The sequence below is a fragment of the Xanthomonas sp. NCPPB 2250 genome (assembly GCF_056725265.1).
In genome coordinates, this window is the sequence record NZ_CM161520.1 from 4,628,694 (window position 1) to 4,648,437 (window position 19,744).

Here is a 19,744-nt window from a genome sequence, read left to right on the forward strand (position 1 = left end):
GACTCCAGGATTCGGTCGCCGCCGACGGGATCTCCCGACGGCCGTGCGGAGGGGCGGACGCGAACGGGGCGCCGTCCGCGCGCAGCCGGGCTCAGCCCTGGTCGCCGCCTCCCACGGGGAGGACCGTACCGGTGATGTAGGAGGCCTCGTCCGAGGCCAGGAACAGGATCGCCGCGGCCTGCTCGTCGAGCGTGCCGTAGCGCTTCATCAGGCTCGACTCGAGCGTCTGCGCGACGATCTGCCGATACCACGCCTGCTCCTGCGCGCTCTGCGGGTCGGGATTGCGCGGCACGCGCCGCGGCGGCGCCTCGGTGCCGCCGGGGGCAACCGCGTTGACGCGGATGCCATGCCCGGCATGCTCGAACGCCAGGCACGCGGTCAACGCATTGACCCCGCCCTTGGCCGCGCCGTAGGGAACGCGGTGGATGCTGCGGGTGGCGATGGAGGAGACATTGACGATGGCCCCGCCGCCCTGCTCGATCAGGTAGGGCAGCACCGCGCGGCATCCCCACAGCGCGGGAAACAGCGAGCGCCGCACCTCGGCCTCGATCTGCTCCGGCGCGTAGGCCTGGAACGGCTGCGCCCAGATGGTGCCGCCAACGTTGTTGACCAGTACGTCAATGCGGCCCATCCGCGACTGCGCGAAGGCCATGGCACGTACGTTCTCCGCGTAGTGCTCCAGGTCGGCCGCCAGCGTGGCGACCTCGGCGGGCGCCAGCGCCTGTTCCAGCTCGGCCACGTGTTCGGCGCGATCCACCAGCACAAGCCGCGCGCCCTCGGCGGCGGCGCGCTCGGCCACGCGCCGGCCGATGCCCTGGGCCGCGCCGGTGACGACCACCACCTTGCCCGCGAAACGCGCGCTCACGCGGCCCGCTCCTGCACCGGCGCGGCCGCGTTGGGGGTGAACTTCTCATAGTGGAAGTTGGCCGGGACCAGGCCGATCTCGCGCAAGTGTGCACGCACCGCCTCCACCATCGGCGGCGGACCGCACAGGTAGACTTCCACGTCGCCGCCATGCAACGCATGCGGCGGCAGATGCTCGGTGACGTAGCCGGTGCGCGGGTGGCCGGCGGCCGGGTCGACCACGCAGGTGTCGAAGCTGAACCAGTCCAGTCGCTCGGCGAGCGCCTGCAGCCGATCGAGCAGGACCAGGTCCGCGCCACGGGTGACGCCGTACATCAAGTACACCGGGTGCGCGCAGCCGCTGGCCTCCAGGTGCGCCAGCATCGACAGGAACGGCGCCAGGCCGGTGCCGCCAGCCAGCATCAGCAGCGGCCGCGTCACCTCGCGCAGATAGAAGCTGCCCAGCGGGCCGCTCAGTTCCAACTCCTGCCCCGGGCTGGCCGCGTCCAGGTAGGCGCTCATCAGGCCGCCGGGCACACGCCTGATCAGGAACGTCAGCATGGGCGCGCCCGGCGCGGAACTGAAGGAGAACGCGCGCGTCTGTCCACTACCGGGCACCGCGATGTTGACGTACTGGCCGGGCAGGAAGGCGGGCACGTCGCCGACCGGTTCCAGGGTCAGCTCCAGCGCCGCGTCGGCGTGCGCGACCACCGCCGTCACCGCCGCCTGGAAGCGCACGCTGCCGGTCTTGCACGCGACCGACGTCGCCGGCACCGCCAGCGTGCAATCGGAGCGGGGCAGCATCTGGCAGGTCAGCACCAGACCGGCGACGGCCTCGTCGGCGCCGAGCGCGTCCTCGATGTAGTCCTCGCCCAGTTCGTAGCGCCCGCTTTCGGCGCGGCACTTGCACGTACCGCAGACGCCGTCGGCGCAATCCATCGGCAGGTTGATCCGCTGGCGGAAAGCGGCATCGAGCACTTTCTCACCGTCGTTGCAATCGATGAAACGGGTGACCCCGTCCTCGAAGTTCAGCGCGATGCGGTAGGACATGGCGTTTGCTCGCGGTTGCATGCCGGTCAGACGTGGTAGACGTCGACGACCTGGCGGATGTAGTCGTTCTTCAGCACGATCGTCTTGCGCGCGATGCGCAATTGGTCGCCATCCGTGCGCAGGGTCAGCAGCATCGTGCCGAAGAACTGGTCGGTGACCTTGTAGCGGTGGCTGAGGGTGTGGAAGTTGTAGCGGACCTCCAGCTCCTGCCCGCGGTCGGCCAGCACCTCGACATTGGCCACGCTGTGGCTGGTGCGCGGCTCCGGCGTGGACGCGCCGGAGCGCTCGGTCTTGATCCGGAACACGCGGTCTTCCAGCCCGGAGCGGTCGGCGTAGTAGATCAGCGAGATCTGCGACTGCGGATCCTCGGTGAGCTGGTCGTCGTCGTCCCAGGCCGGCATCCAGTAGGTCACGTCCTCGGCGTACAGCGTCAGCCATTCGTCCCACTGGCGGTCGTCGAGCAGGCGCGCCTCGCGGTACAGGAACGCGCAGATGGTCTGGTAGTCCGCGTTCATGGGGCCGGCGCCGCGTGTTCGCGCGCCAGTGCCTGGCGCATCACCGAGGCCCAGTACTCGTGCTGGCGCACGAACAGGCCCTCGTCCTCGCTGCGCTCGCCGGACAGCAAGGGCGACAGCCCCATCCGCCGCGCGTTTTCGTCCGGCCCCTCGATCCACAGCGGCGCACCGCGGCTGAGGTCGTTCCAGGGCGCCGCGCTGGCGGCGTAGCCGGCCTGGCAGGCACGGAATTCCTCCAGGTCGTCGGCGGTGCCCATGCCCGAAACGTTGAAGAAATCCTCGTACTGGCGGATGCGGGTGGCGCGGTCGCGTGCGCTCTCGCCCTTGGGCGCGAAGCAGAAGATGCTGACCTCGGTCTTGTCCACGCTGATCGGCCGGGTGACGCGAATCTGGGTGGAGAACTGGTCCATCAGGAAAAGGTTCGGATACAGGCACAGGTTGCGGGTCTGCTCGACGATGAAGCCGGCGCGGTCGGCGCCGAGCCGCTGCGCGAGCTCCTCGCGCCGGCCGTACACCGGGCGCACCTCCGGATTCATGGCCTTGGTCCACAACAGCAGGTGCCCATTCTCGAAGCCGTAGACGCCGGCCACGCTCTTGCTCCAGCCGCCGGCGTCCACCGCCTGGGTGCCGTCCTGCTTGCGCCGGCTCATGGTCGCCGCGTAGTTCCAGTGCACGGTGCTGACGTGATAGCCGTCGCAGCCGTTCTCCATCTGCAGCTTCCAGTTGCCGTCGTAGATGTAGGACGAGTTGCCGCGCAGCACCTCCAGCCCGTCCGGCGCCTGGTCGGCGATCTGGTCGACGATCAGCCGCGCCTGACCCAGGAACTGCTCCAGCGGCGCGACATCCTCGCGCAGGCTGCCGAACAGGAAACCGCGGTAGCTCTCGAAGCGCGGCACGTACTTGAGATCGTGGCGACCGTCCTGGCCGAACTGCGGCGGATACTGGGTCGTCTTCTCGTCCTTGACCTTGAGCAGCCTGCCGGTATTGGAGAAGGTCCAGCCATGGAACGGACAGGTGAAGCTGCCCTTGTTGCCGTGCTTGCGCCGGCACAGCATCGCGCCGCGGTGCGCGCACGCATTGATCACCGCGTGCAGCTGTCCGCTCTTGTCGCGGGTGATCACCACCGGCTGGCGGCCGATGTAGGTCGTGTAGTAGTCGTTGGCGTTGGGGATCTGGCTCTCGTGCGCCAGATAGACCCAGTTGCCCTCGAAGATGTGCTTCATCTCCAGCTCGAACAGGTCGGCGTTGGTGAAGATGTCGCGGCGGCAGCGGAACCTGCCTTCGGCATGGTCGTCCTGCACGGCGCTGGCGAGCAGGTCGCCGAGCGCGGTCGCTTTGTCGATCACGGCGGACATATGGCGTTGTCTCCTGGGGGAAGGCGGCGGCCGTGCGCGCTGGCAGGCCGCCGCGACGACGACGGTCGCGGTTGGCGCAGCAGACGCTAGGCGGCGGCGCGGCGGCGCAGCGGGTTGGCCTGGTTGTCGACGCCGTCGACAAGTTCGGTGAGGCGGAAGTCGAAACGGATCTCGGCGAACGGGCCGTCCACGCCATTGGCGGCGATGCTGGCCTGGTCGCTGTGCTCGACGATCGCCGGCACCAGGCCGTCGCGGGTGGCGTAGGCGAAGTCGTCGTCGACCAGCGGGTCGCCGGCGATGTTGATCTGCGTGGTCAGCTTGCGGTGGCCGTCGGCACCGATGAAGAAGTGGATGTGCGCCGGACGCTGGCCATGCCGGCCGAGCGCGAACAGCAGGCGTTCGGTCGGGCTGCCCGGCGGCACGCCGTAGCCCTTGGGCACGATGCTCTGGAAGCGGTAGCGGCCCTGGGCATCGGCGATGATCGTGCGGCGCATGTTGAACGGCGCCTGCTTGCCGGTGGGGTCGAAGTGCGAATAGAAGCCGCGGGTGTCGCAGTGCCAGACCTCGACGCTGGCGCCGGGCAACGGACGGCCGTCGGCGCCGTACACGGTGCCATGCATGATCAGCGGATGGCCGTTTTCGTCGCTGCCGTCGTCGAGCCGGGCGAAGCCGTGCGCCACCGGCGCGCCGGCCACGTACAGCGGTCCTTCGATGGTCCGCGGCGTCGGATTGTCGATGCCCAGTTGCGCGTCGATGGCGTCCAGGCGCAGATCCAGGAAGTGGTCCAGGCCCAGCCCGGGCGAGATCAGCCCGGCCTGCCCGGCCGCGCCCAGGTCGTTGAGCCAGGCGATCGCGCTCCAGTACTCGTCGGGCGTGACATCCAGATCGTCGATGGCCTTGAACAGGTCCGACAGCACGCGATGCACGATCCGTTTCACGCGCGCGTCGCCGGCCGTCTGCTCCAGGCCGCTGACCGTGCGCAGGAACGCCTGCACCTCCGGGGTCTCGAAAATCTTGACGCTCATCGTCTGGTTCCTTCTCTGCTCATGGTTGCGTTGGCTGCCTTGAGACGTTCCCCTCCCGAGGGAGCGCCCGTGGTGCGGGACTAGCGATCGTCCTCGTGCAGCGACGAGGGATGGCGGCACAGCGGGGTGACCGCGATGCGCATGTAGGGGAACAACGGCAGCGACAGCAGCAGCGCGTGCAGCTCGGCGTTGTCGGCCACGTCGAAGATGCTGACGTTGGCGTACTGCCCGACCACCCGCCAGATGTGGCGCCACTGGCCGCTGCGCTGCAACTGCTGGAAACGCGCCTTTTCGTCGCGCTTGAGCTGTTCTGCACGCTCGGGCGGCATGTCGCCGGGCAGGTTCACTTCCATGCTCACGTGGAACAACATGTTCATTCCTCCACGCCGGCAGCCACCGGCATCACGATGCGGCGGCGGTCGCGGCGCAGCGCGTCCACCCGTGCCTCGTCCAGGGCGATGCCCAGGCCTGGTCCGCACGGCAAGTGCAGTTGGAAATCCTCGTAGCGCAGCGGCTCGGCGAGGATCTCCTCGGTCAGCAACAAGGGACCGAACAGCTCGGTGCCCCATTGCAGGTTGGCGAAGGTGGCGAAGGCATGGGCCGAAGCGATGGTGCCGATCGCCCCTTCCAGCATCGTCCCGCCGTACAGGCCGATGCCGGCGGCATCGGCGATCGCCGCGACCTTCTGCGCGGCGTACAGGCCGCCGGACTGCTCGATCTTCACGGCGAACACGTCGGCCGCGCCGCGTCGCGCCGCCTCGAAGGCGCTTTCCGGGCCGCTCAGCATCTCGTCGGCCATCAACGCGATCGGGAAGCGGCGCATCAGCCGCCGCATCGACGCCAGCGACGCCACCGGCTGCTCCACCAGTTCGCAGCCGGCATCGGCCAGCGCGGGCAGCGCACGCACCGCCTCGGTCTCGCTCCAGGCCATGTTCACGTCCACGCGCACCGCGGCGCGCGCGCCCAGCGCACGCTTGATCGCGGCCACGTGCGCCACGTCTTCGGCCACCGCTCGCGTGCCGATCTTCAGCTTGAACACGTTGTGCCTGCGCGCGTCGAGCATGCGCTCGGCCTCGTCGATGTCGCGCGCGGTGTCGCCGGAGGCCAGGGTCCACGCCACCGGCAGGCGCTGGCGCTGGCGCCCGCCGAGCAGTTCGGACACAGGCAGTCCGACCCGCTTGCCCTGCGCGTCCAGCAGCGCGGTCTCGATCGCGCACTTGGCGAAATGGTTGCCCTTGACCATGCTGCCGACACGCTGCATCAGCGCCTGCACCGCACTGGCATCGGCACCGACCAGCAGCGGCGCGATGTAGCGGTCAATCGCCAGCTGCATCCCCTCCGGGCTCTCCGCGCCGTAGGCCAGCCCGGCGATGGTGGTGCCCTCGCCCAGCCCGACAATGCCGTCGCTGCAATGCACGCGTACCAGCATCAGGGTCTGTCCGCGCATGGTCGCCATCGACAGGCGATGCGGGCGGATCGTGGGCAGGTCGAGCAGGAGCGTCTCGACACGGTCGATGTTCGGGGCGATGGCGGCGTGGTCGCGTGGCATGGCGCCGATTCTTGGCCTGTACGCGCCGCGCCGTCCAAGACTGAATGCGGCACCATTCCATACCTTGAAGCTATAGTATGGCGGCAAGCCCCGGTTTTACTGGGATATTGCGGCACAGCATGCCCTGAACGGCATACTCGATTTTCTCCAACGCGACGTGCCTCCCATGGATCTGCGCCAACTCCGCTATTTCGTCGCCGTCGCCCGCGAGCGCAACTTCACCCGCGCCGCCGAGACCCTGCACATCGCCCAGCCGCCGCTGAGCCGGCAGATCCAGCAGATCGAGCAGCAACTGGGCGTGCCGCTGCTGGTGCGGCATAGTCGGCCGTTGCGGCTGACCGACGCCGGGCGGCTGTTCTACGAGGAAGCGCTGCAGGTGCTCGGCCGGGTCGAGCAGATGACCGAGGCCGCACGCCGGCTGGGCCGCAGCGAGCGCCGCGTGGCCTCGATCGGTTTCGTCGCCTCCACCCTGTACGGCGGCCTGCCCACCGTGGTGCGACGCCTGCGCCAGGCGCGCCCCGACCTGGAGGTGCGTCTGGTCGAACTGATGTCCGGCCAGCAGGTGGAAGCGCTCAAGGAGGGCCGCATCGACCTGGGCTTCGGCCGCGTGCGCAGCAGCGACCAGCATGTGGAGCGCCTGGTGCTGCGCGAGGAACGCCTGGTGGCCGCGATCCCGATGGCGCACCCGCTGGCTGCGCAGGACACGCCGCTGGCGCCGGCGGCGCTGGCCGGGCAGCGCCTGCTGCTGTATCCCAACCATCCGCGCCCCAGCTTCGCCGACCAAGTGCTGTCGCTGCTGCAGGACCATGGCGTGCACCCCAGCGAACTGCAGGAAGTGCGCGAACTGCAGACCGCATTGGGCCTGGTCGCCGCCGAAAGCGGCATCTGCCTGGTTCCGGCCTCGGCGCGGTTCATGCGCAACGACCTGCGCTACCGCCTGATCGACGACGAACACGCGACCTCGCCGATCATCATGAGCTATCGCCGCAACGACGACTCCGGCCTGGTGGAACTGACCAAGCAGCTGATCCGCGACATGTATGCCGAACACCCGCCATGGCTGGACATCTCCTACAACCGCTGGCACGCGCCCTAGGGCGTGTCACGCATCCGGCATACACTTGCGCCACGCGCGCGCACCTGTTCAGGCGCACGCGATTCCTTACGCACACGCCGACGCCATGGACCCCACGCCTTCCGCCACTCCCGATCCGCTCGCACTCACCCGCCGCTGGCTGGAACGCGCGGTGATCGGCCTGAACCTGTGCCCCTTCGCCAAGGCGGTGCACGTCAAGCAGCAGATCCGCTACGTGCTCAGCGACGCCAGTACGCCCGAGGCGCTGCTCGAACAACTGGCCGAAGAACTGGTGCTGCTGCGCGACACCCCGGCCGAGCAGATCGACACCACGCTGATCGTGCACCCGGACGTGCTGCAGGATTTCCTCGATTACAACGATTTCCTCGACAACGCCGACGCCGCGGTCGAGGCGCTGGATCTGCAGGGGATCCTGCAGGTGGCCAGCTTCCATCCGCAGTACCAGTTCGCCGGCACCGCGCCGGACGACATCGGCAACTACACCAACCGCGCGCCCTACCCCACCCTGCACCTGCTGCGCGAGGACAGCGTGGAACGCGCAGTGGCCGCGTTCCCGGACGCGGACGTGATCGTCGAGCGCAATCTGCAGACCCTGGAGAAACTGGGGCTGGAGGGCTGGCAGCGGGCGGTTGAGAGTCGGGATTCGTGATTGGGGATTGGGGATTCGTAGAAGCGGGATTTGCGACGGTGCGTGGCGCCACGCGTTTTTGCCAATCCCTAATCCCGACTCCCTAATCCCGGCCCTCGAACAGCACCGCCACGTCCGCCGCCTCCAGCACCCGCCACTGCCCCGAGGGCAGATCGTCCAGGCCGAAGCCGCCGATGCGGCTGCGGTGCAGCGCGGCCACGTGGTTGCCGACGGCGGCGAACATGCGCCGCACCTGGTGGTAGCGACCTTCGTGCAGGGCCACGCGCACCTGGCGCGGCCCCAGCGTCTCCAGTTGCACCGGCAGCAGCGGCGTGGTCTCGCCGTCGAGCATCAACGTGCCGCTGGCGAACTGCGCGGCCTCGTCGCCGCGCAGATCCTCGGCCAGGGTGGCCTCGTAGACCTTGGCCAGCCGCGCCTTGGGCGAGACGATGCGATGCAGCAGCGCGCCGTCGTCGGTCATCAGCAGCAGGCCGCTGGTGTCGCGGTCCAGCCGCCCGACCGTGGACAGCAGCGGCGAGCGCAGGCGGAAGCGCGGCGGCAGCAGGTCGTAGACGATGCGTCCCGGATCCTTGGTCGAGCAGGTGTAGCCGACCGGCTTGTGCAGCGCCAGGATCAGCCCGGGCGGCGGGTCCAGCGGCTCGCCGTCGACCCGGATCGCCGCGTGCGGCACCTGGTCGTCGGCATACAGCACCTCGCCCTCGGCGTCGGTGATGCGGCCCTCGCGGAACATCAGCGCCACCTGCTTGCGGCTGCCGTAGCCCAGGTTTGCCAGGTGCTTGACCAGCTTCATCGGCGCGCTCCAGCGCGGCTACGCACCGCGTGGATCAGCTTGAAGCCGTCGCGGGTGGCAAGCACCTCGGTGTCGCCGAAACTGGCATCGAGCACCGCCTCGTAGGGCAGATGCCGGTTGGCGACCAGGAACAGCCGCCCGCCGGGCGCCAGCGCCTGCGCGGCCACGGCGATGAAGCGCCGGCCGATGTCCGGCCGCTCCATCCGCCCCGGCGCATGGAACGGCGGATTGCTGACGATGACGTCGTACTGCCCCGGCAGTCCGGTGGTCACGTCGTGCCAGTGGAAGCCCAGCGTCGGGCCGGCCGGTGCCTGCGCCAGATTCGCGCGCGCCAGCGCCAGCGCGCGTGCGTCGGCCTCGAACAGATCCAGCGCGGTCAGTTGCGGGCAGCGCGCCAGCAGTTCGGCCGACAGGTAGCCGTAGCCGGCGCCGAGATCGGCGGCACGGCCGCGCAGGTCGGCGGGCAGGTGCTCGGCCAGCAGCGCCGAGGCCGGGTCGATGCGATCCCAGGCGAACACGCCCGGGCGGCTGCGGAAGCGCCCGTCCAGGATCGGCCGCACCGCATCCAGCTTCGCCCAGCGCTGCTGCAGCGCGGCGTCGTGGCCGCCCTGCAGCGGCGCGGTCCAGTACACCCGGCAGTGGTGCTTGGTCAGCTTGCCGCCGAGTCCGGCCAGTTGCTGCAGGTCGTCCTCGCCGGAGCGCGCGCCCTCGTTGTTGGCCTGGCAGGCCACCACCACGCCGCCCGGCGCGGCCAGCGCCACGGCGCGCGCCAGCAGCGCCCGTGCTTCCTCGCGCTGGCGCGGCGGCAGCACCAGCACCAGCGCGTAGCCGCCGGCGTCGGCGGCGCCGTCCTGCTCGGCGCGCACGGTCCAGCCGCCCTGCTGCAGCGCGCTGGCGAACGGCCGGTAGTCCTGCTCGCAGACCAGTTGCGGCGGCTGCGCGTGCTGGCGCAGCGCCCAGCCGTCGCGGGCGCGCAGGAACAGCACCTTGCCGGCAGGCCAGCGCAGCACGCCCTGGGCGAACGGCAGGAACAGGGTGTCGAGGGGGGCGTCTTGCGCAGCCGGCATCGGGCGTGAGTCATCGGAACAGGGACGCGTATTCTACCGGCAGTGCGCCGCGACCCCGGTTTTGCGCGAATCCAACGCATCATTGATGTTCCGGCAACATCGCCGCGCCTAGGCTGCAAGGCACCCAATGACCGGAGAGGCAGCATGCGCGCAGTGTTCATCGGCGGCGTCGTCGACAACAGCGAAGTGGACCTGGATGGCAGCCAGCCGCCGTTGCACTACCCGGAGAACACCGGCACCGGGCGCCCGCGCTACCGCCTGCACCAGCGCGGCGCACGCGACGACGGCAGCGTGGTCTACGCCGTCTACGCCGCCCCGGAGCTGGGCGATACCGAAGTGGAGCGCGTCTTCAACGAACGCGGCTACGCCCGCCGTTTCGGTGTGGAGCCGGCGCCTGTGGAGCACTGACGCCGGGCTTTCGGCTCGACCAATCAAACGTGCAGGAGCGGCGTCGGCCGCAACCGGGCCTTGCCAGGCGCATCCCGGTCGCGGCTGAAGCCGCTCCTGCACGCGTCATCAGAGATCGATTTGCCTTCGCGCCCACTCGCGCGATTTTCAACTGCAGCAAATCAGGCCGACTTCCAGGAAGCGGCTGCGGCCGTGGTTTTCTCTGTAAAGCCCGTCGCGGCTGAAGCCGCTCCTACGGGTGCCTGCGCATGTTTTTCGAAGCACGCGGCCGCGCGCAATGAGACGCGCGATGCAGCAGTCCTGGGGGCACGTGTCACACCTTCCGCGATGGCCTTTTGTAGGAGCGGCTTCAGCCGCGATCGGGCTTCACCATGAAGCCCACGCCGCAGCCATCGATCCCGCATCGCGACCATGAACCCCGCGCCGCGGCCGAAGCCGCTCCTACGAAGCCGCTCCTACGATGCGTGCGGAAACATGCGGCTAATCCAAATCCGGCCAGTCACTTTCCCGGCTTCGGCGTCACCCGCCACACCACATTGCCGACGTCGTCGGCGACCAGCAATGCACCGGGCTTGTCCACCGCCACGCCGACCGGGCGGCCCTGCGCGCGGCCCTCGGCGTCGAGGAAGCCGGTCAGCACGTCCTGCGGCTTGCCGCTGGGCTTGCCGTTGACGAAGGGCACGTAGATCACCTTGTAGCCCGACGGCGGGTCGCGATTCCAGGAGCCGTGCTGGCCGATGAAGGCGCCGCCGCGGTAGGGCTGCGGCAGCAGCGCACCCTCGTAGAAGGCCAGGCCCAGCGAGGCGGTATGCGCGCCCAGCGCGTAGTCCGGCTTGATCGCGCTGGCCACCATCTCCGGGTTCTGCGGCTGCACGCGCTCGTCCACGTGCTGGCCGTAGTAGCTGTACGGCCAGCCGTAGAAGCCGCCCTCGCGCACCGAGGTCAGATAATCCGGCACCAGGTCGCTACCGATCTCGTCGCGTTCGTTGACCACGGTCCACAGCGTGTCGGTGCCGGGCTGCCAGGCCAGGCCGACCGGATTGCGCAGGCCGCTGGCGAACACCCGGGTGGCGCCGCTGGCGGCGTCCACTTCCAGGATCGCGGCGCGGTTCAGTTCCTGCTCCATGCCGTTCTCGGCGACGTTGCTGTTGGAGCCGACGCCCACGTACAGCTTCTTGCCGTCGCGGCTGGCCAGCAGGCTCTTGGTCCAGTGGTGATTGATGCCGCCGGGCAGGTTGGCGACGAAGCTCGGCGCGGCGGTGATCTGGGTGTCGCCGTCCTTGTACGGGAAGCTCACCAGGGCATCGGCATTGGCGATGTACAGGCGGTCGCCGACCAGGGCCATGCCGAACGGCGAATACAGGCCCTTGAGGAACTGCGTGCGCACCTCGGCGACGCCGTCGCCGTCGGCATCGCGCAGCAGGGTGATGCGGTTGGCGCTGGGCACGGCGGCGCCGGCCTTGGCCATCATCGCGCCCTGGATCTTGTCGCGCAGGCCGCTGCTTTCCTTTTCCGGTGCCGGCGGCTCGGCGGTCTCGGCGACCAGCACATCGCCGTTGGGCAGCACGTACAGCCAGCGCGGATGGTCCAGGTCGCGGGCGAAGGCCTGCACCGCCAGGTCGGCGGCCGGCACCGGCGCGGCGCCATCGGCCCAGCGCTTGACCTCGGCGACCTTGACCGTGGGGATCATGCGCTTGACCGGATCGGGCAACACCGGATCCGGTCCCATGCCCTCCTCGATGGAGTGCTTGGCGGTGTCGCCGCAGGCGGCGAGCAGGGCGGCACTGAGCGCACACAACACCCAACGGGCGCGAATCGGCGAAGACATGGCCATGTGTCTTGGATATCCGGGAACACGGGGGAACGCCGATGATGCACAGCCCCGCCACGAAAAAAGTGAAAGATGCGTCAAGAGGCGTCGCCGCGCGGATCGGTGTCCCAGGGCCGCGCCGGCAGCTGGCGCACGCTGCGGATTTCGTCCAGCCACAGGTAGCGGTGCTGGGCCGGATCGTCGAGGTCGTCGATGCGCACCTGCGCATTGCTGCCCTCGTTGCCATCGGCGTCGCGGAACTGCTGGATGCTGGGCCGTACCGACACGGTGCCGAAGCACACGCTGCCGTCGTTCAATTCGATGCGCACATGCGCCTGCCCGGGCAGTTGCGGGATCAACGCTTCCAGCGCCTGGATCTGCGCCTGGTCGGTGTGGATACGCTCAGCAAACTGGGTCATCGGCGGACTCCTGAGGGGGAACCGCAGCACCCTAGCGCCGGCCGCGTGAGCCGGCGGGCAAGACCGCGCTAACGCTGTCGCGCGAAGCGCACCGCAGACACCAACTGCGCCACGCTGTACGGCTTGGCCAGGTGTTCCTGGAAGCCGGACTGCAGCGCGCGCTGGCGATCGTCGGCACGCGCCAGCGCAGTCACCGCGACCGCCGGCAGGTCGTCCGCGCCCAGGCCCATGTTCTCGCGCACGGTGCGGATGAGCCCGTAGCCATCCATGCCCGGCATGCCGATGTCGGTGACCATCACGTCGATCGCCGCATGGCCGCCGCCGTCGAGCACCTCCAGCGCCTCGCTGGCCGAGCCCACCGCGACCACCTCCGCGCCCTGTTCCTCGAGCAGGCGCCGCAGGTAGTCGAGCATGTCCGGCTGGTCTTCCACCGCCAACAGGCGCACGCCCTTGAGCGAATACGCCTCGACCACCTGTTCGGCCATCGCGAACGCGCGCACTTCGCGCAGCGGGCGCGAGCCCGGCGCATCGCGGTGCAGCGGCAGGCGCACGGTGAACACCGAGCCGCAGCCGCGACCTTCGCTGGCCGCACTGATCTGGCCACCATGCATTTCCACCAGTTGCTGCACGATCGCCAGGCCCAGGCCGAGGCCGCCGTGCAGACGCGTGGTGGTGCTGTCGGCCTGGCGGAAGCGCCCGAACAGATGCGGCAGGAACTCCGGCGGAATGCCGTCGCCGGAATCGCGCACCGCCACGCTGACGTGCTCGCCATCGTCGTCGAGCGCGATCGCCAGGGCGATGCGCCCGTGCGCGGGCGTGAACTTGATCGCATTGGACAGCAGGTTCCAGAACACCTGCTGCAGGCGCGTGGCGTCGCCCAGCACCATGCACGGCTGCGACGGCGCCTGCAGGGTCAGCGCCTGGTCCTTGCCTTCGGCCACCGGCTCCTGCGCGCGCATCGCCTCGCGCACCTGCTCGGCCAGGTCCAGCGCCTCCACTTCCAGCTGCACCTTGCCCAGCAGCATGCTGCTGAGATCGAGCATGTCCGAGATCAGCCGCTGCTGCGCGCGCGCGCTGCTGGCGATCACCGACAGGCCCTTGCTGCTCGGGTCGCCCGGCGGCAGCCGCTGCAGCAGCAGGTCGCTCCAGCCGAGGATGGTGGTCAGCGGCGTGCGCAGTTCGTGCGACAGCGTCGCCAGGAACTCGTCCTTCAGCCGCGCCATGCTCTCGGCGGCGTTGCGTGCGCTGCGCTCGGATTCCAGCAGTTGCTCGCGCGCCAGTTCGATGTCGCGGCGTTCGGTGACGTCCGGGCTGCTGCCGGCCAGGCCGATGAACTGGCCCTCGGCGGAATAGCGCGGCACCGCGGTCATTTCCACCCAGCGCCACTCGCCGTCGTGGCGGCGCGCGCGCACCAGCGCGCGCAGGTTGCGCTGGTCGTGCAGCGCGTTGCGCAACTCGTACGCGAACACGCCCACGTCTTCCGGATGCAGCACGTCGCCCCAGCCCGGGCGCGCAGCATCGGTGTCCAGGTCGATGCCGAAGAATTCGGCATAGGCGGTGTTGGTGAAGCGCAGTTCGCCCTGGGCGTCCAGCACCCACACCGGCATCGGCAGGCCCTCGGCCAGCGCGCTGAAGCGCGCCTCGCTCTCGGCGAGGTCGCGCTCCACCCGCTTGCGCTCGGTGATATCGAGGAACTGTATGGCGACCAGGCGATGCTCGGGCGCGCCGACGCGGAACGCATCCACGGTCCACCATCGGCCCAGCGGGGTGGAAAAATTCTCGAACTTGGCCGAGCGCCCGCTCAGCGCCACCTCGCCATACAGCCGGAACCAATGTTCCTCATGGGTCGGCGCCAGTTCGCGCATGCGTCGACCGAGCGCATCGTGTATGCCGGTTTCGCGCTCGAACGCCTGATTGACCTCCAGGAAGACGTAGTCCACCGCGCGCTGGGCATCGTCGAACAACACCTGGATCACGCAAAAACCAGAATCGATCTTGTCGAAGATTTCGCGGTAATGCAGATTCGTCGCCTGCGCGAGCGGAGACGCGGGGGTGTCGGGACTGGCATGCATGACGGACTAGCTCTGGAAGCGGCCTACGGCAACGGATGAAGACGGTAACCGGCATCCGCGGCGCAACAACAAGGCGCCAGGAGCGGCAAGGCGTAAACCCCCATCTTGTTAAGCCACTCCGCCGCCGTCAAGCCAGCGCCTGTACCGCTCCTGCCCGAACGCGGTCACCAGAAGAACGCGATCACCAGCACGATGCCCAGCAGCGACAGGCCGATGCCGGCGAGCACCATCCACTGGGTCAGGCGCGCGCTGCGCAAGGCCTGCTCTTCCAGCCAGCGCTCGGCTTCCTCGCGCCACGGCGGCGGCGGCGAGGATGCCAGCAACTGCTGCACGCGCGCCGGCCCCAGCTGCCGGCATTGCCGGCGGCATTCTTCGGGGACCACGGATCGCTCGGGTGCGCTGACGACGGACATGACAACGTTCCTGAATTGCTCAGCCGAGCGTGAAACGCGGTGCGTCGCCGGCGAGCTCGTGCTCCACCGCCATCCGCGCCAGGCGGGTGTAGTTGGCGCGCGGGCCGGCGCCGCGGCCGACGATCAGGCCCAGGTATTCCAGCCCGGTCCACACACGCGCCTTCCACTCCACGCCGTCTTCGGCCAGCACCAGGGTCAGCGTGTAGCGGAAGCTCTGTCCCTGCGGGCTGCGATAGTGGTAGCTGGGCGGGAACTGCACGGCCACGTCCTGCGCCTCGCCGAGCGAGACCAGGTAGCGCCGCAGCAGATGGCGCACGTCGTCGCCGGGGTTGAGCCGCAACTGCCGCGCCGCCTCGTCCAGGTTGGCCTGGTGCTCGACGAACGCCGCCGCGCCGCTGGCCGGGCTGTGGCCGTGGCGCTTGGCCCAGTCGATGAATTGCAGGCGCACATCGCTGCCGGTGTGGGCCTGGTGGAACAACGGCGTCTTCATGCGATCCCCGCATCCTCCGAGTGGCATCCATGCTCGCGCGCGCACCGTGAAGCAGGCGGCGAGGCGATGTGAGCCGCCCGTCACGCCGGAGCGGATGAATCGGCGGTCAACGGTCGTCGCCGCACGCCTCGCCGCGATTGCGGGCACGCCGGCACAGGCACACACTGGGCGCACGCCTCCTGGAGATCCGCCATGAAGATCCGCTATGCCTGGACGGCGCTGGCGCTTGCCTGCCTGTGGGCGGGCGGCGCCTCCGCCGAGATCCGCAACGTCACCGACCCGCAGGCGCCGCGCAGCCTCGTCAGCGACGGCCCGGTACAGGTCAGCTGGGCCGACCCGTCCACCTTCAGCGAACTGCGGCAGAGCCGCAATCGCTGGGAAGCCGAACGCGGCGACTGGGTACAGGACCTGGCCGCCTACCTGCAGAAGCAGGCCGCCAAGCAACTGCAGCCCGGGCAGCGCCTGGACATCAAGCTGACCGACATCAAGCGCGCCGGCGACTTCGAGCCGTGGCACGGCCCGAACTGGAACGACGTGCGGGTGATGCGCGACCTGTACCCGCCGCGGATCAGCCTCGACTTCACCCTGTACGGCGCCGATGGCCAAGTGATCGCGCAGGGCCAGCCGAAACTGATGGACCCCAGCTACCTGTACAACAGCTCGGTCGGCCTGAGCACCGATCCGCTGCGCTACGAAAAGCGCATGCTCGACGACTGGCTGCGCCGCCAGTTCCGCAACAAGGACAGCGCAGTCGCCGAGCGCTGAGGCCGCACGCGCGGCGCCGGCATCGCGCCGGCGCCGTCAGCCATGGATCAACCGCCGAGATAGGTGCGCGGCGCGCGCTTGAGGCCGCACAGCAAGCGGTAGGCGCTGGAACTGCAGCGCCCGGCCAGCGCGTCGATGCGCGGCTGTTCGCCCCACAACTGCACCTCGCTGCCGAGTCCGGCCTGCGGGTGGTCGGTCAGGTCCACGGTCAGCATGTCCATCGACACGCGCCCGATCAGTGCGCCGGGCGCGCCGTCGATCAGCACCGGCGTGCCGTTGGGCGCGAACTGCGGATAGCCGTCGGCATAGCCGATCGCCACCACGCCGACCCGGGTCGGGCGCGCCGCGACGAAGCGCGCGCCGTAGCCAACCGGCTCGCCCGGCGCGATAGTGCGCACCGAGATGACCCTGGACTGCAGGGTCATCACCGGACGCAGCTGGCCGGGCAGCGTGGCCGCGGCGGCGAACGGGTCGGCACCGTACAGCATCAGCCCCGGACGCCCCCAGTCGTTGCGCAACTCCGACCAGCCGAGCAGGGCCGGCGAGTTGCACAGGCTGGTCTCGCCGGCCAGGCCGGCGGTGGCCTGGCGGAACACCTCCACCTGCTCGCGGGTGCGTGCGCTGTCCAGTTCGTCGGCGCGGGCGAAGTGGCTCATCAGCACCAGCCGCTCGACCTGCGGCAGCGCGCTCAGGCGCGCGTGCGCGGCGCGGAATTCCTCCGGCGCCAGGCCGAGCCGGTGCATGCCGCTGTCCAGCTTCAGCCACAGGCACAGCGGCTGCGGCGCGGCGAAGGCGGCGATCGCCTCCACCTGCCAGGACGAGGCCACCGCGCACCACAGCCGGTGTTCGGCGACCAGCGGCAGTTCGTCGGCGTCGAAGATGCCTTCCAGCAGCAGGATCGGCGCGGCGATGCCGGCCTGGCGCAGTTCCAGCGCCTCCTCGATGCAGGCCACCGCGAAGCCATCGGCCTCGCCATCCAGCGCGCGCGCGCAGGCCACCGCGCCGTGCCCGTAGGCATCGGCCTTGACCACCGCCAGCGCTTTGCCGCCGCTCAGCCGGCGGGCCAGGCGGTAGTTGTGGCGCAGCGCGTCGAGATCGATCAATGCACGGGCTGGGCGCACGCGACGGCCTCGGCGACGGACGCGGCGGAACCGCGGGAATAACGGAAGATGTCCAGGCCCTCGCCGCTGATCTGCGGCTGCCGCGAGACCATCAGGTCGGCCAGATAGCGGCCCGAGCCACAGGCCATGGTCCAGCCCAGCGTGCCGTGGCCGGTGTTGAGGAACAGGTTGCGGTAGCCGGTGGCGCCGACCACCGGCGTGCCGTCCGGGGTAGCCGGGCGCAGCCCGGTCCAGAACTCGGCCGCGGCCAGGTCGCCGCCGCGTGGGTACAGGTCGTTGACCACCTTCTCCAGGGTGGCGCGGCGCCGTGCCGGCCGCGACAGGTCGAACCCGGCCAGTTCGGCCATGCCACCGACGCGGATGCGCGCGTCGAAGCGGGTGATCGCCACCTTGTAGCTCTCGTCGAGGATGGTGGAGGTCGGCGCCAGCGCCGCGTCGCGGATCGGCAGGGTCAACGAATAGCCCTTCAGCGGATACACCGGCAGGCGGATACCCAGCGGCGCCAGCAGGCCCGGCGAATAGCTGCCCAGCGCGACCACGTAGCGGTCGGCCCGCTCCACCCGCCCGCCGATGCGCACGCCATCGATGCGGTCGCCATCGGCCTGCAGCGCCTCGATGGTTTCGCCCTGGCGGAACTGCACGCCCGCCGCGGCGGCCATCGCCGCCAGGCGCTGGGTGAACAGGCGGCAGTCGCCGGTCTGGTCGTTGGGCAGGCGCAGCGCGCCGACCAGGGTCGCCGGTGCGCTGGCCAGGGCCGGCTCGACCCGGGCGATGCCGGCGCGGTCCAGCAGCTCGTAGGGCACGCCGTACTCGCGCAGCACCTCGATGTCCTTGGCCGCGCCGTCCAGTTGTTGCTGGGTGCGGAACAACTGGGTGGTGCCGAGCTGGCGGCCTTCGTAGGCGATGCCGGTCTCGGCACGCAGCTGGTCCAGGCAGTCGCGGCTGTACTCGGACAGGCGCACCATCCGCGCCTTGTTGATCGCATAGCGCTCGGCGGTGCAGTTGCGCAGCATCTGCGCCAGCCACAGGTACTGCTGCAGATCGGCGGTCGGCCTGATCGCCAGCGGCGCATGGCGCTGGAACAGCCATTTCAGCGCCTTCAGCGGCACCCCGGGCGCCGCCCACGGCGAGGCGTAGCCGGGCGAGACCTGGCCGGCATTGGCATAACTGGTCTCCAGCCCGGCCGCCGGCTGGCGGTCGACCACCGTCACCTCGCAGCCGCTGCGGGCCAGATACCACGCCGTGGCCGTGCCGATCACACCGCTGCCGAGAACCAGAACCCGCATGCGCCTACTCCGTTCGGATCAATTCCCTGGCTGGATGGCGCCAGGGCAGAAGTTCGGTGCAGTATAGGCAGCGCAACCCAGGATTTTCCCCTGACTTCTGCCGGCCTGGCAGGCCAAACCCCTGAGACCGCCCCGCATGGCCGCACGCCTCCGCGAACTGGACAAGATCGACCGCAAGATCCTGCGCATCCTGCAGCAGGAAGGGCGCATCTCCTTCACCGAACTGGGCGAGCGGGTGGGCCTGTCCACCACCCCGTGCACCGAGCGGGTGCGCCGGCTGGAACGCGACGGCGCCATCACCGGCTACTACGCGCGGCTGGACCCGCATTACCTCAAGGCCAGCCTGCTGGTGTTCGTGGAGATCAGCCTGGCCTACAAGTCCGGCGACATCTTCGAGGAATTCCGCCGCGCCGCGCTGAAGCTGCCCAACGTGCTCGAATGCCACCTGGTCTCGGGCGACTTCGATTACCTGCTCAAGGCGCGCATCAGCGAGATGGCGTCCTACCGCAAGCTGCTGGGCAGCACCCTGCTGACCCTGCCGCACGTGCGCGAGTCCAAGAGCTACATCGTGATGGAGGAAGTGAAGGAAACGCTCAGCCTGCCGATCGCCGACTGAGCGTTCCGCGCGAGGGGCGGGTCAGGAGACCAGCAGCTTCTCGAGGTCGTCGCGCGAGGAATTGGCGTGGTTCTTGGCCAGTTCGGCCACCACCCGCTTCTGGACCTCCTTGTGCAGCAGCGGCCGCAACTGGCCCAGCGTGTGCGGGTCGGCGACCAGCATCAGGTGCTCGACATCGCCGCGCAACGCGTCCTGGTACAGGCGCTCGGCGATCTGACGCACGAACCCGGCTTCATCCATGGTCATCGGCCGGTCGCCGTCCTCCACGCCCTCGATCGGCGTCGGGTTCAGCACTTCGGTCTGCTCCAGCAGCGCGGTCTCGCCCGCCAGATTGACCCGGAACAGGCGCGCGCTGGTGCGGTCGGCGACGACGATCAGGGTGTTGTCGGGAAGCTTGCTCATCGG

The 19,744-nt window shown here is 69.6% G+C and carries 22 protein-coding genes; 5 read left to right on the forward strand and 17 right to left on the reverse strand.

Features of this window, described 5'->3' with window-relative positions; genetic code table 11:
• Positions 1–91: 91 nt before the first annotated feature.
• From AC1PMG_RS18855 to AC1PMG_RS18885, 7 genes are all read right to left on the reverse strand, one after another.
• Positions 92–865 (reverse strand): 1,6-dihydroxycyclohexa-2,4-diene-1-carboxylate dehydrogenase, encoded by a 774-nt coding sequence (locus tag AC1PMG_RS18855; protein WP_295925089.1) that lies wholly within the window; start codon positions 863–865, stop codon positions 92–94.
• Positions 862–1,893, reverse strand: coding sequence for a benzoate 1,2-dioxygenase electron transfer component BenC (gene benC, locus AC1PMG_RS18860; RefSeq protein WP_481109856.1), 1,032 nt, complete (start codon positions 1,891–1,893; stop codon positions 862–864). The genes AC1PMG_RS18855 and benC overlap by 4 nt, the downstream gene beginning before the upstream one ends.
• Positions 1,894–1,919: 26 nt before the next feature.
• Positions 1,920–2,408: a benzoate 1,2-dioxygenase small subunit gene (gene benB / locus AC1PMG_RS18865; RefSeq protein WP_481109857.1), complete on the reverse strand. Its 489-nt coding sequence runs from the start codon at positions 2,406–2,408 to the stop codon at positions 1,920–1,922.
• Complete coding sequence (locus tag AC1PMG_RS18870) at positions 2,405–3,763, reverse strand: Rieske 2Fe-2S domain-containing protein (protein ID WP_481109858.1); 1,359 nt, start codon at positions 3,761–3,763, stop codon at positions 2,405–2,407. The genes benB and AC1PMG_RS18870 overlap by 4 nt, the downstream gene beginning before the upstream one ends.
• 86 nt (positions 3,764–3,849) lie before the next feature.
• A complete protein-coding gene (gene catA / locus AC1PMG_RS18875) occupies positions 3,850–4,788 on the reverse strand; it encodes a catechol 1,2-dioxygenase (protein WP_481109859.1) in 939 nt (312 codons plus the stop codon).
• Positions 4,789–4,868: 80 nt separating this feature from the next.
• On the reverse strand, positions 4,869–5,165 hold the full coding sequence (catC, locus tag AC1PMG_RS18880; protein WP_481109860.1) for a muconolactone Delta-isomerase: 297 nt from the start codon (positions 5,163–5,165) through the stop codon (positions 4,869–4,871).
• The gene (locus tag AC1PMG_RS18885; protein WP_481109861.1) at positions 5,162–6,337 is read right to left on the reverse strand and encodes a muconate/chloromuconate family cycloisomerase; all 1,176 of its coding nucleotides are present in this window, start codon (positions 6,335–6,337) and stop codon (positions 5,162–5,164) included. Before AC1PMG_RS18885 ends, catC begins: the two co-directional genes overlap by 4 nt.
• Before the next feature lie 166 nt (positions 6,338–6,503).
• Here AC1PMG_RS18885 and AC1PMG_RS18890 point away from each other — a divergent pair, with 166 nt between their 5' ends.
• Positions 6,504–7,433, forward strand: coding sequence for a LysR family transcriptional regulator (locus tag AC1PMG_RS18890; protein WP_481109862.1), 930 nt, complete (start codon positions 6,504–6,506; stop codon positions 7,431–7,433).
• A gap of 85 nt (positions 7,434–7,518) precedes the next feature.
• Positions 7,519–8,082, forward strand: a complete 564-nt coding sequence (locus tag AC1PMG_RS18895; protein ID WP_481109863.1) for a DUF1415 domain-containing protein — start codon at positions 7,519–7,521, stop codon at positions 8,080–8,082.
• An 82-nt stretch (positions 8,083–8,164) separates the two neighbouring features.
• On the opposite strand, the gene AC1PMG_RS18900 is transcribed toward AC1PMG_RS18895, so the two are convergent.
• The gene (locus AC1PMG_RS18900) at positions 8,165–8,872 is read right to left on the reverse strand and encodes a pseudouridine synthase (RefSeq protein ID WP_267094901.1); all 708 of its coding nucleotides are present in this window, start codon (positions 8,870–8,872) and stop codon (positions 8,165–8,167) included.
• On the reverse strand, positions 8,869–9,939 hold the full coding sequence (locus AC1PMG_RS18905) for a class I SAM-dependent methyltransferase (protein ID WP_481109864.1): 1,071 nt from the start codon (positions 9,937–9,939) through the stop codon (positions 8,869–8,871). The genes AC1PMG_RS18900 and AC1PMG_RS18905 overlap by 4 nt, the downstream gene beginning before the upstream one ends.
• Before the next feature lie 144 nt (positions 9,940–10,083).
• On the opposite strand from AC1PMG_RS18905, the gene AC1PMG_RS18910 reads away from it, so the two are divergent.
• Entirely contained in the window at positions 10,084–10,347 is a 264-nt protein-coding gene (locus AC1PMG_RS18910) for a hypothetical protein (RefSeq protein ID WP_017908770.1), read from the forward strand.
• Positions 10,348–10,846: 499 nt separating this feature from the next.
• Here the strand turns inward: AC1PMG_RS18910 and AC1PMG_RS18915 are convergent, their stop codons facing one another.
• From AC1PMG_RS18915 to AC1PMG_RS18935, 5 genes are all read right to left on the reverse strand, one after another.
• Positions 10,847–12,181 (reverse strand): PQQ-dependent sugar dehydrogenase, encoded by a 1,335-nt coding sequence (locus AC1PMG_RS18915; protein WP_481109865.1) that lies wholly within the window; start codon positions 12,179–12,181, stop codon positions 10,847–10,849.
• 74 nt (positions 12,182–12,255) lie between these two features.
• Positions 12,256–12,576, reverse strand: coding sequence for a DUF3247 family protein (locus tag AC1PMG_RS18920; RefSeq protein ID WP_481109866.1), 321 nt, complete (start codon positions 12,574–12,576; stop codon positions 12,256–12,258).
• A gap of 68 nt (positions 12,577–12,644) precedes the next feature.
• The gene (locus AC1PMG_RS18925) at positions 12,645–14,648 is read right to left on the reverse strand and encodes a PAS domain-containing hybrid sensor histidine kinase/response regulator (protein WP_481109867.1); all 2,004 of its coding nucleotides are present in this window, start codon (positions 14,646–14,648) and stop codon (positions 12,645–12,647) included.
• A 164-nt stretch (positions 14,649–14,812) separates the two neighbouring features.
• A complete protein-coding gene (locus tag AC1PMG_RS18930; RefSeq protein ID WP_481109868.1) occupies positions 14,813–15,061 on the reverse strand; it encodes a hypothetical protein in 249 nt (82 codons plus the stop codon).
• Positions 15,062–15,080: 19 nt separating this feature from the next.
• Positions 15,081–15,551 carry a hypothetical protein gene (locus AC1PMG_RS18935; RefSeq protein ID WP_017914945.1) on the reverse strand — a complete coding sequence of 157 codons (471 nt, stop codon included), beginning with the start codon at positions 15,549–15,551 and terminating at the stop codon, positions 15,081–15,083.
• 192 nt (positions 15,552–15,743) lie between these two features.
• Here AC1PMG_RS18935 and AC1PMG_RS18940 point away from each other — a divergent pair, with 192 nt between their 5' ends.
• Positions 15,744–16,316, forward strand: coding sequence for a DUF3016 domain-containing protein (locus tag AC1PMG_RS18940; protein ID WP_150411046.1), 573 nt, complete (start codon positions 15,744–15,746; stop codon positions 16,314–16,316).
• Positions 16,317–16,363: 47 nt separating this feature from the next.
• Here AC1PMG_RS18940 and alr read toward each other — a convergent pair whose 3' ends face one another.
• Positions 16,364–17,437 (reverse strand): alanine racemase, encoded by a 1,074-nt coding sequence (gene alr, locus AC1PMG_RS18945; protein WP_481109869.1) that lies wholly within the window; start codon positions 17,435–17,437, stop codon positions 16,364–16,366.
• The gene (locus AC1PMG_RS18950) at positions 17,416–18,723 is read right to left on the reverse strand and encodes a D-amino acid dehydrogenase (RefSeq protein ID WP_481109870.1); all 1,308 of its coding nucleotides are present in this window, start codon (positions 18,721–18,723) and stop codon (positions 17,416–17,418) included. Before AC1PMG_RS18950 ends, alr begins: the two co-directional genes overlap by 22 nt.
• 136 nt (positions 18,724–18,859) lie before the next feature.
• Between AC1PMG_RS18950 and AC1PMG_RS18955 the strand changes: the two genes are divergently transcribed.
• Positions 18,860–19,339, forward strand: a complete 480-nt coding sequence (locus tag AC1PMG_RS18955; protein ID WP_017908762.1) for an Lrp/AsnC ligand binding domain-containing protein — start codon at positions 18,860–18,862, stop codon at positions 19,337–19,339.
• A 21-nt stretch (positions 19,340–19,360) separates the two neighbouring features.
• Here the strand turns inward: AC1PMG_RS18955 and AC1PMG_RS18960 are convergent, their stop codons facing one another.
• Positions 19,361–19,741, reverse strand: a complete 381-nt coding sequence (locus AC1PMG_RS18960; RefSeq protein WP_017914941.1) for a baeRF12 domain-containing protein — start codon at positions 19,739–19,741, stop codon at positions 19,361–19,363.
• Between the last annotated feature and the right edge of the window lie 3 nt (positions 19,742–19,744).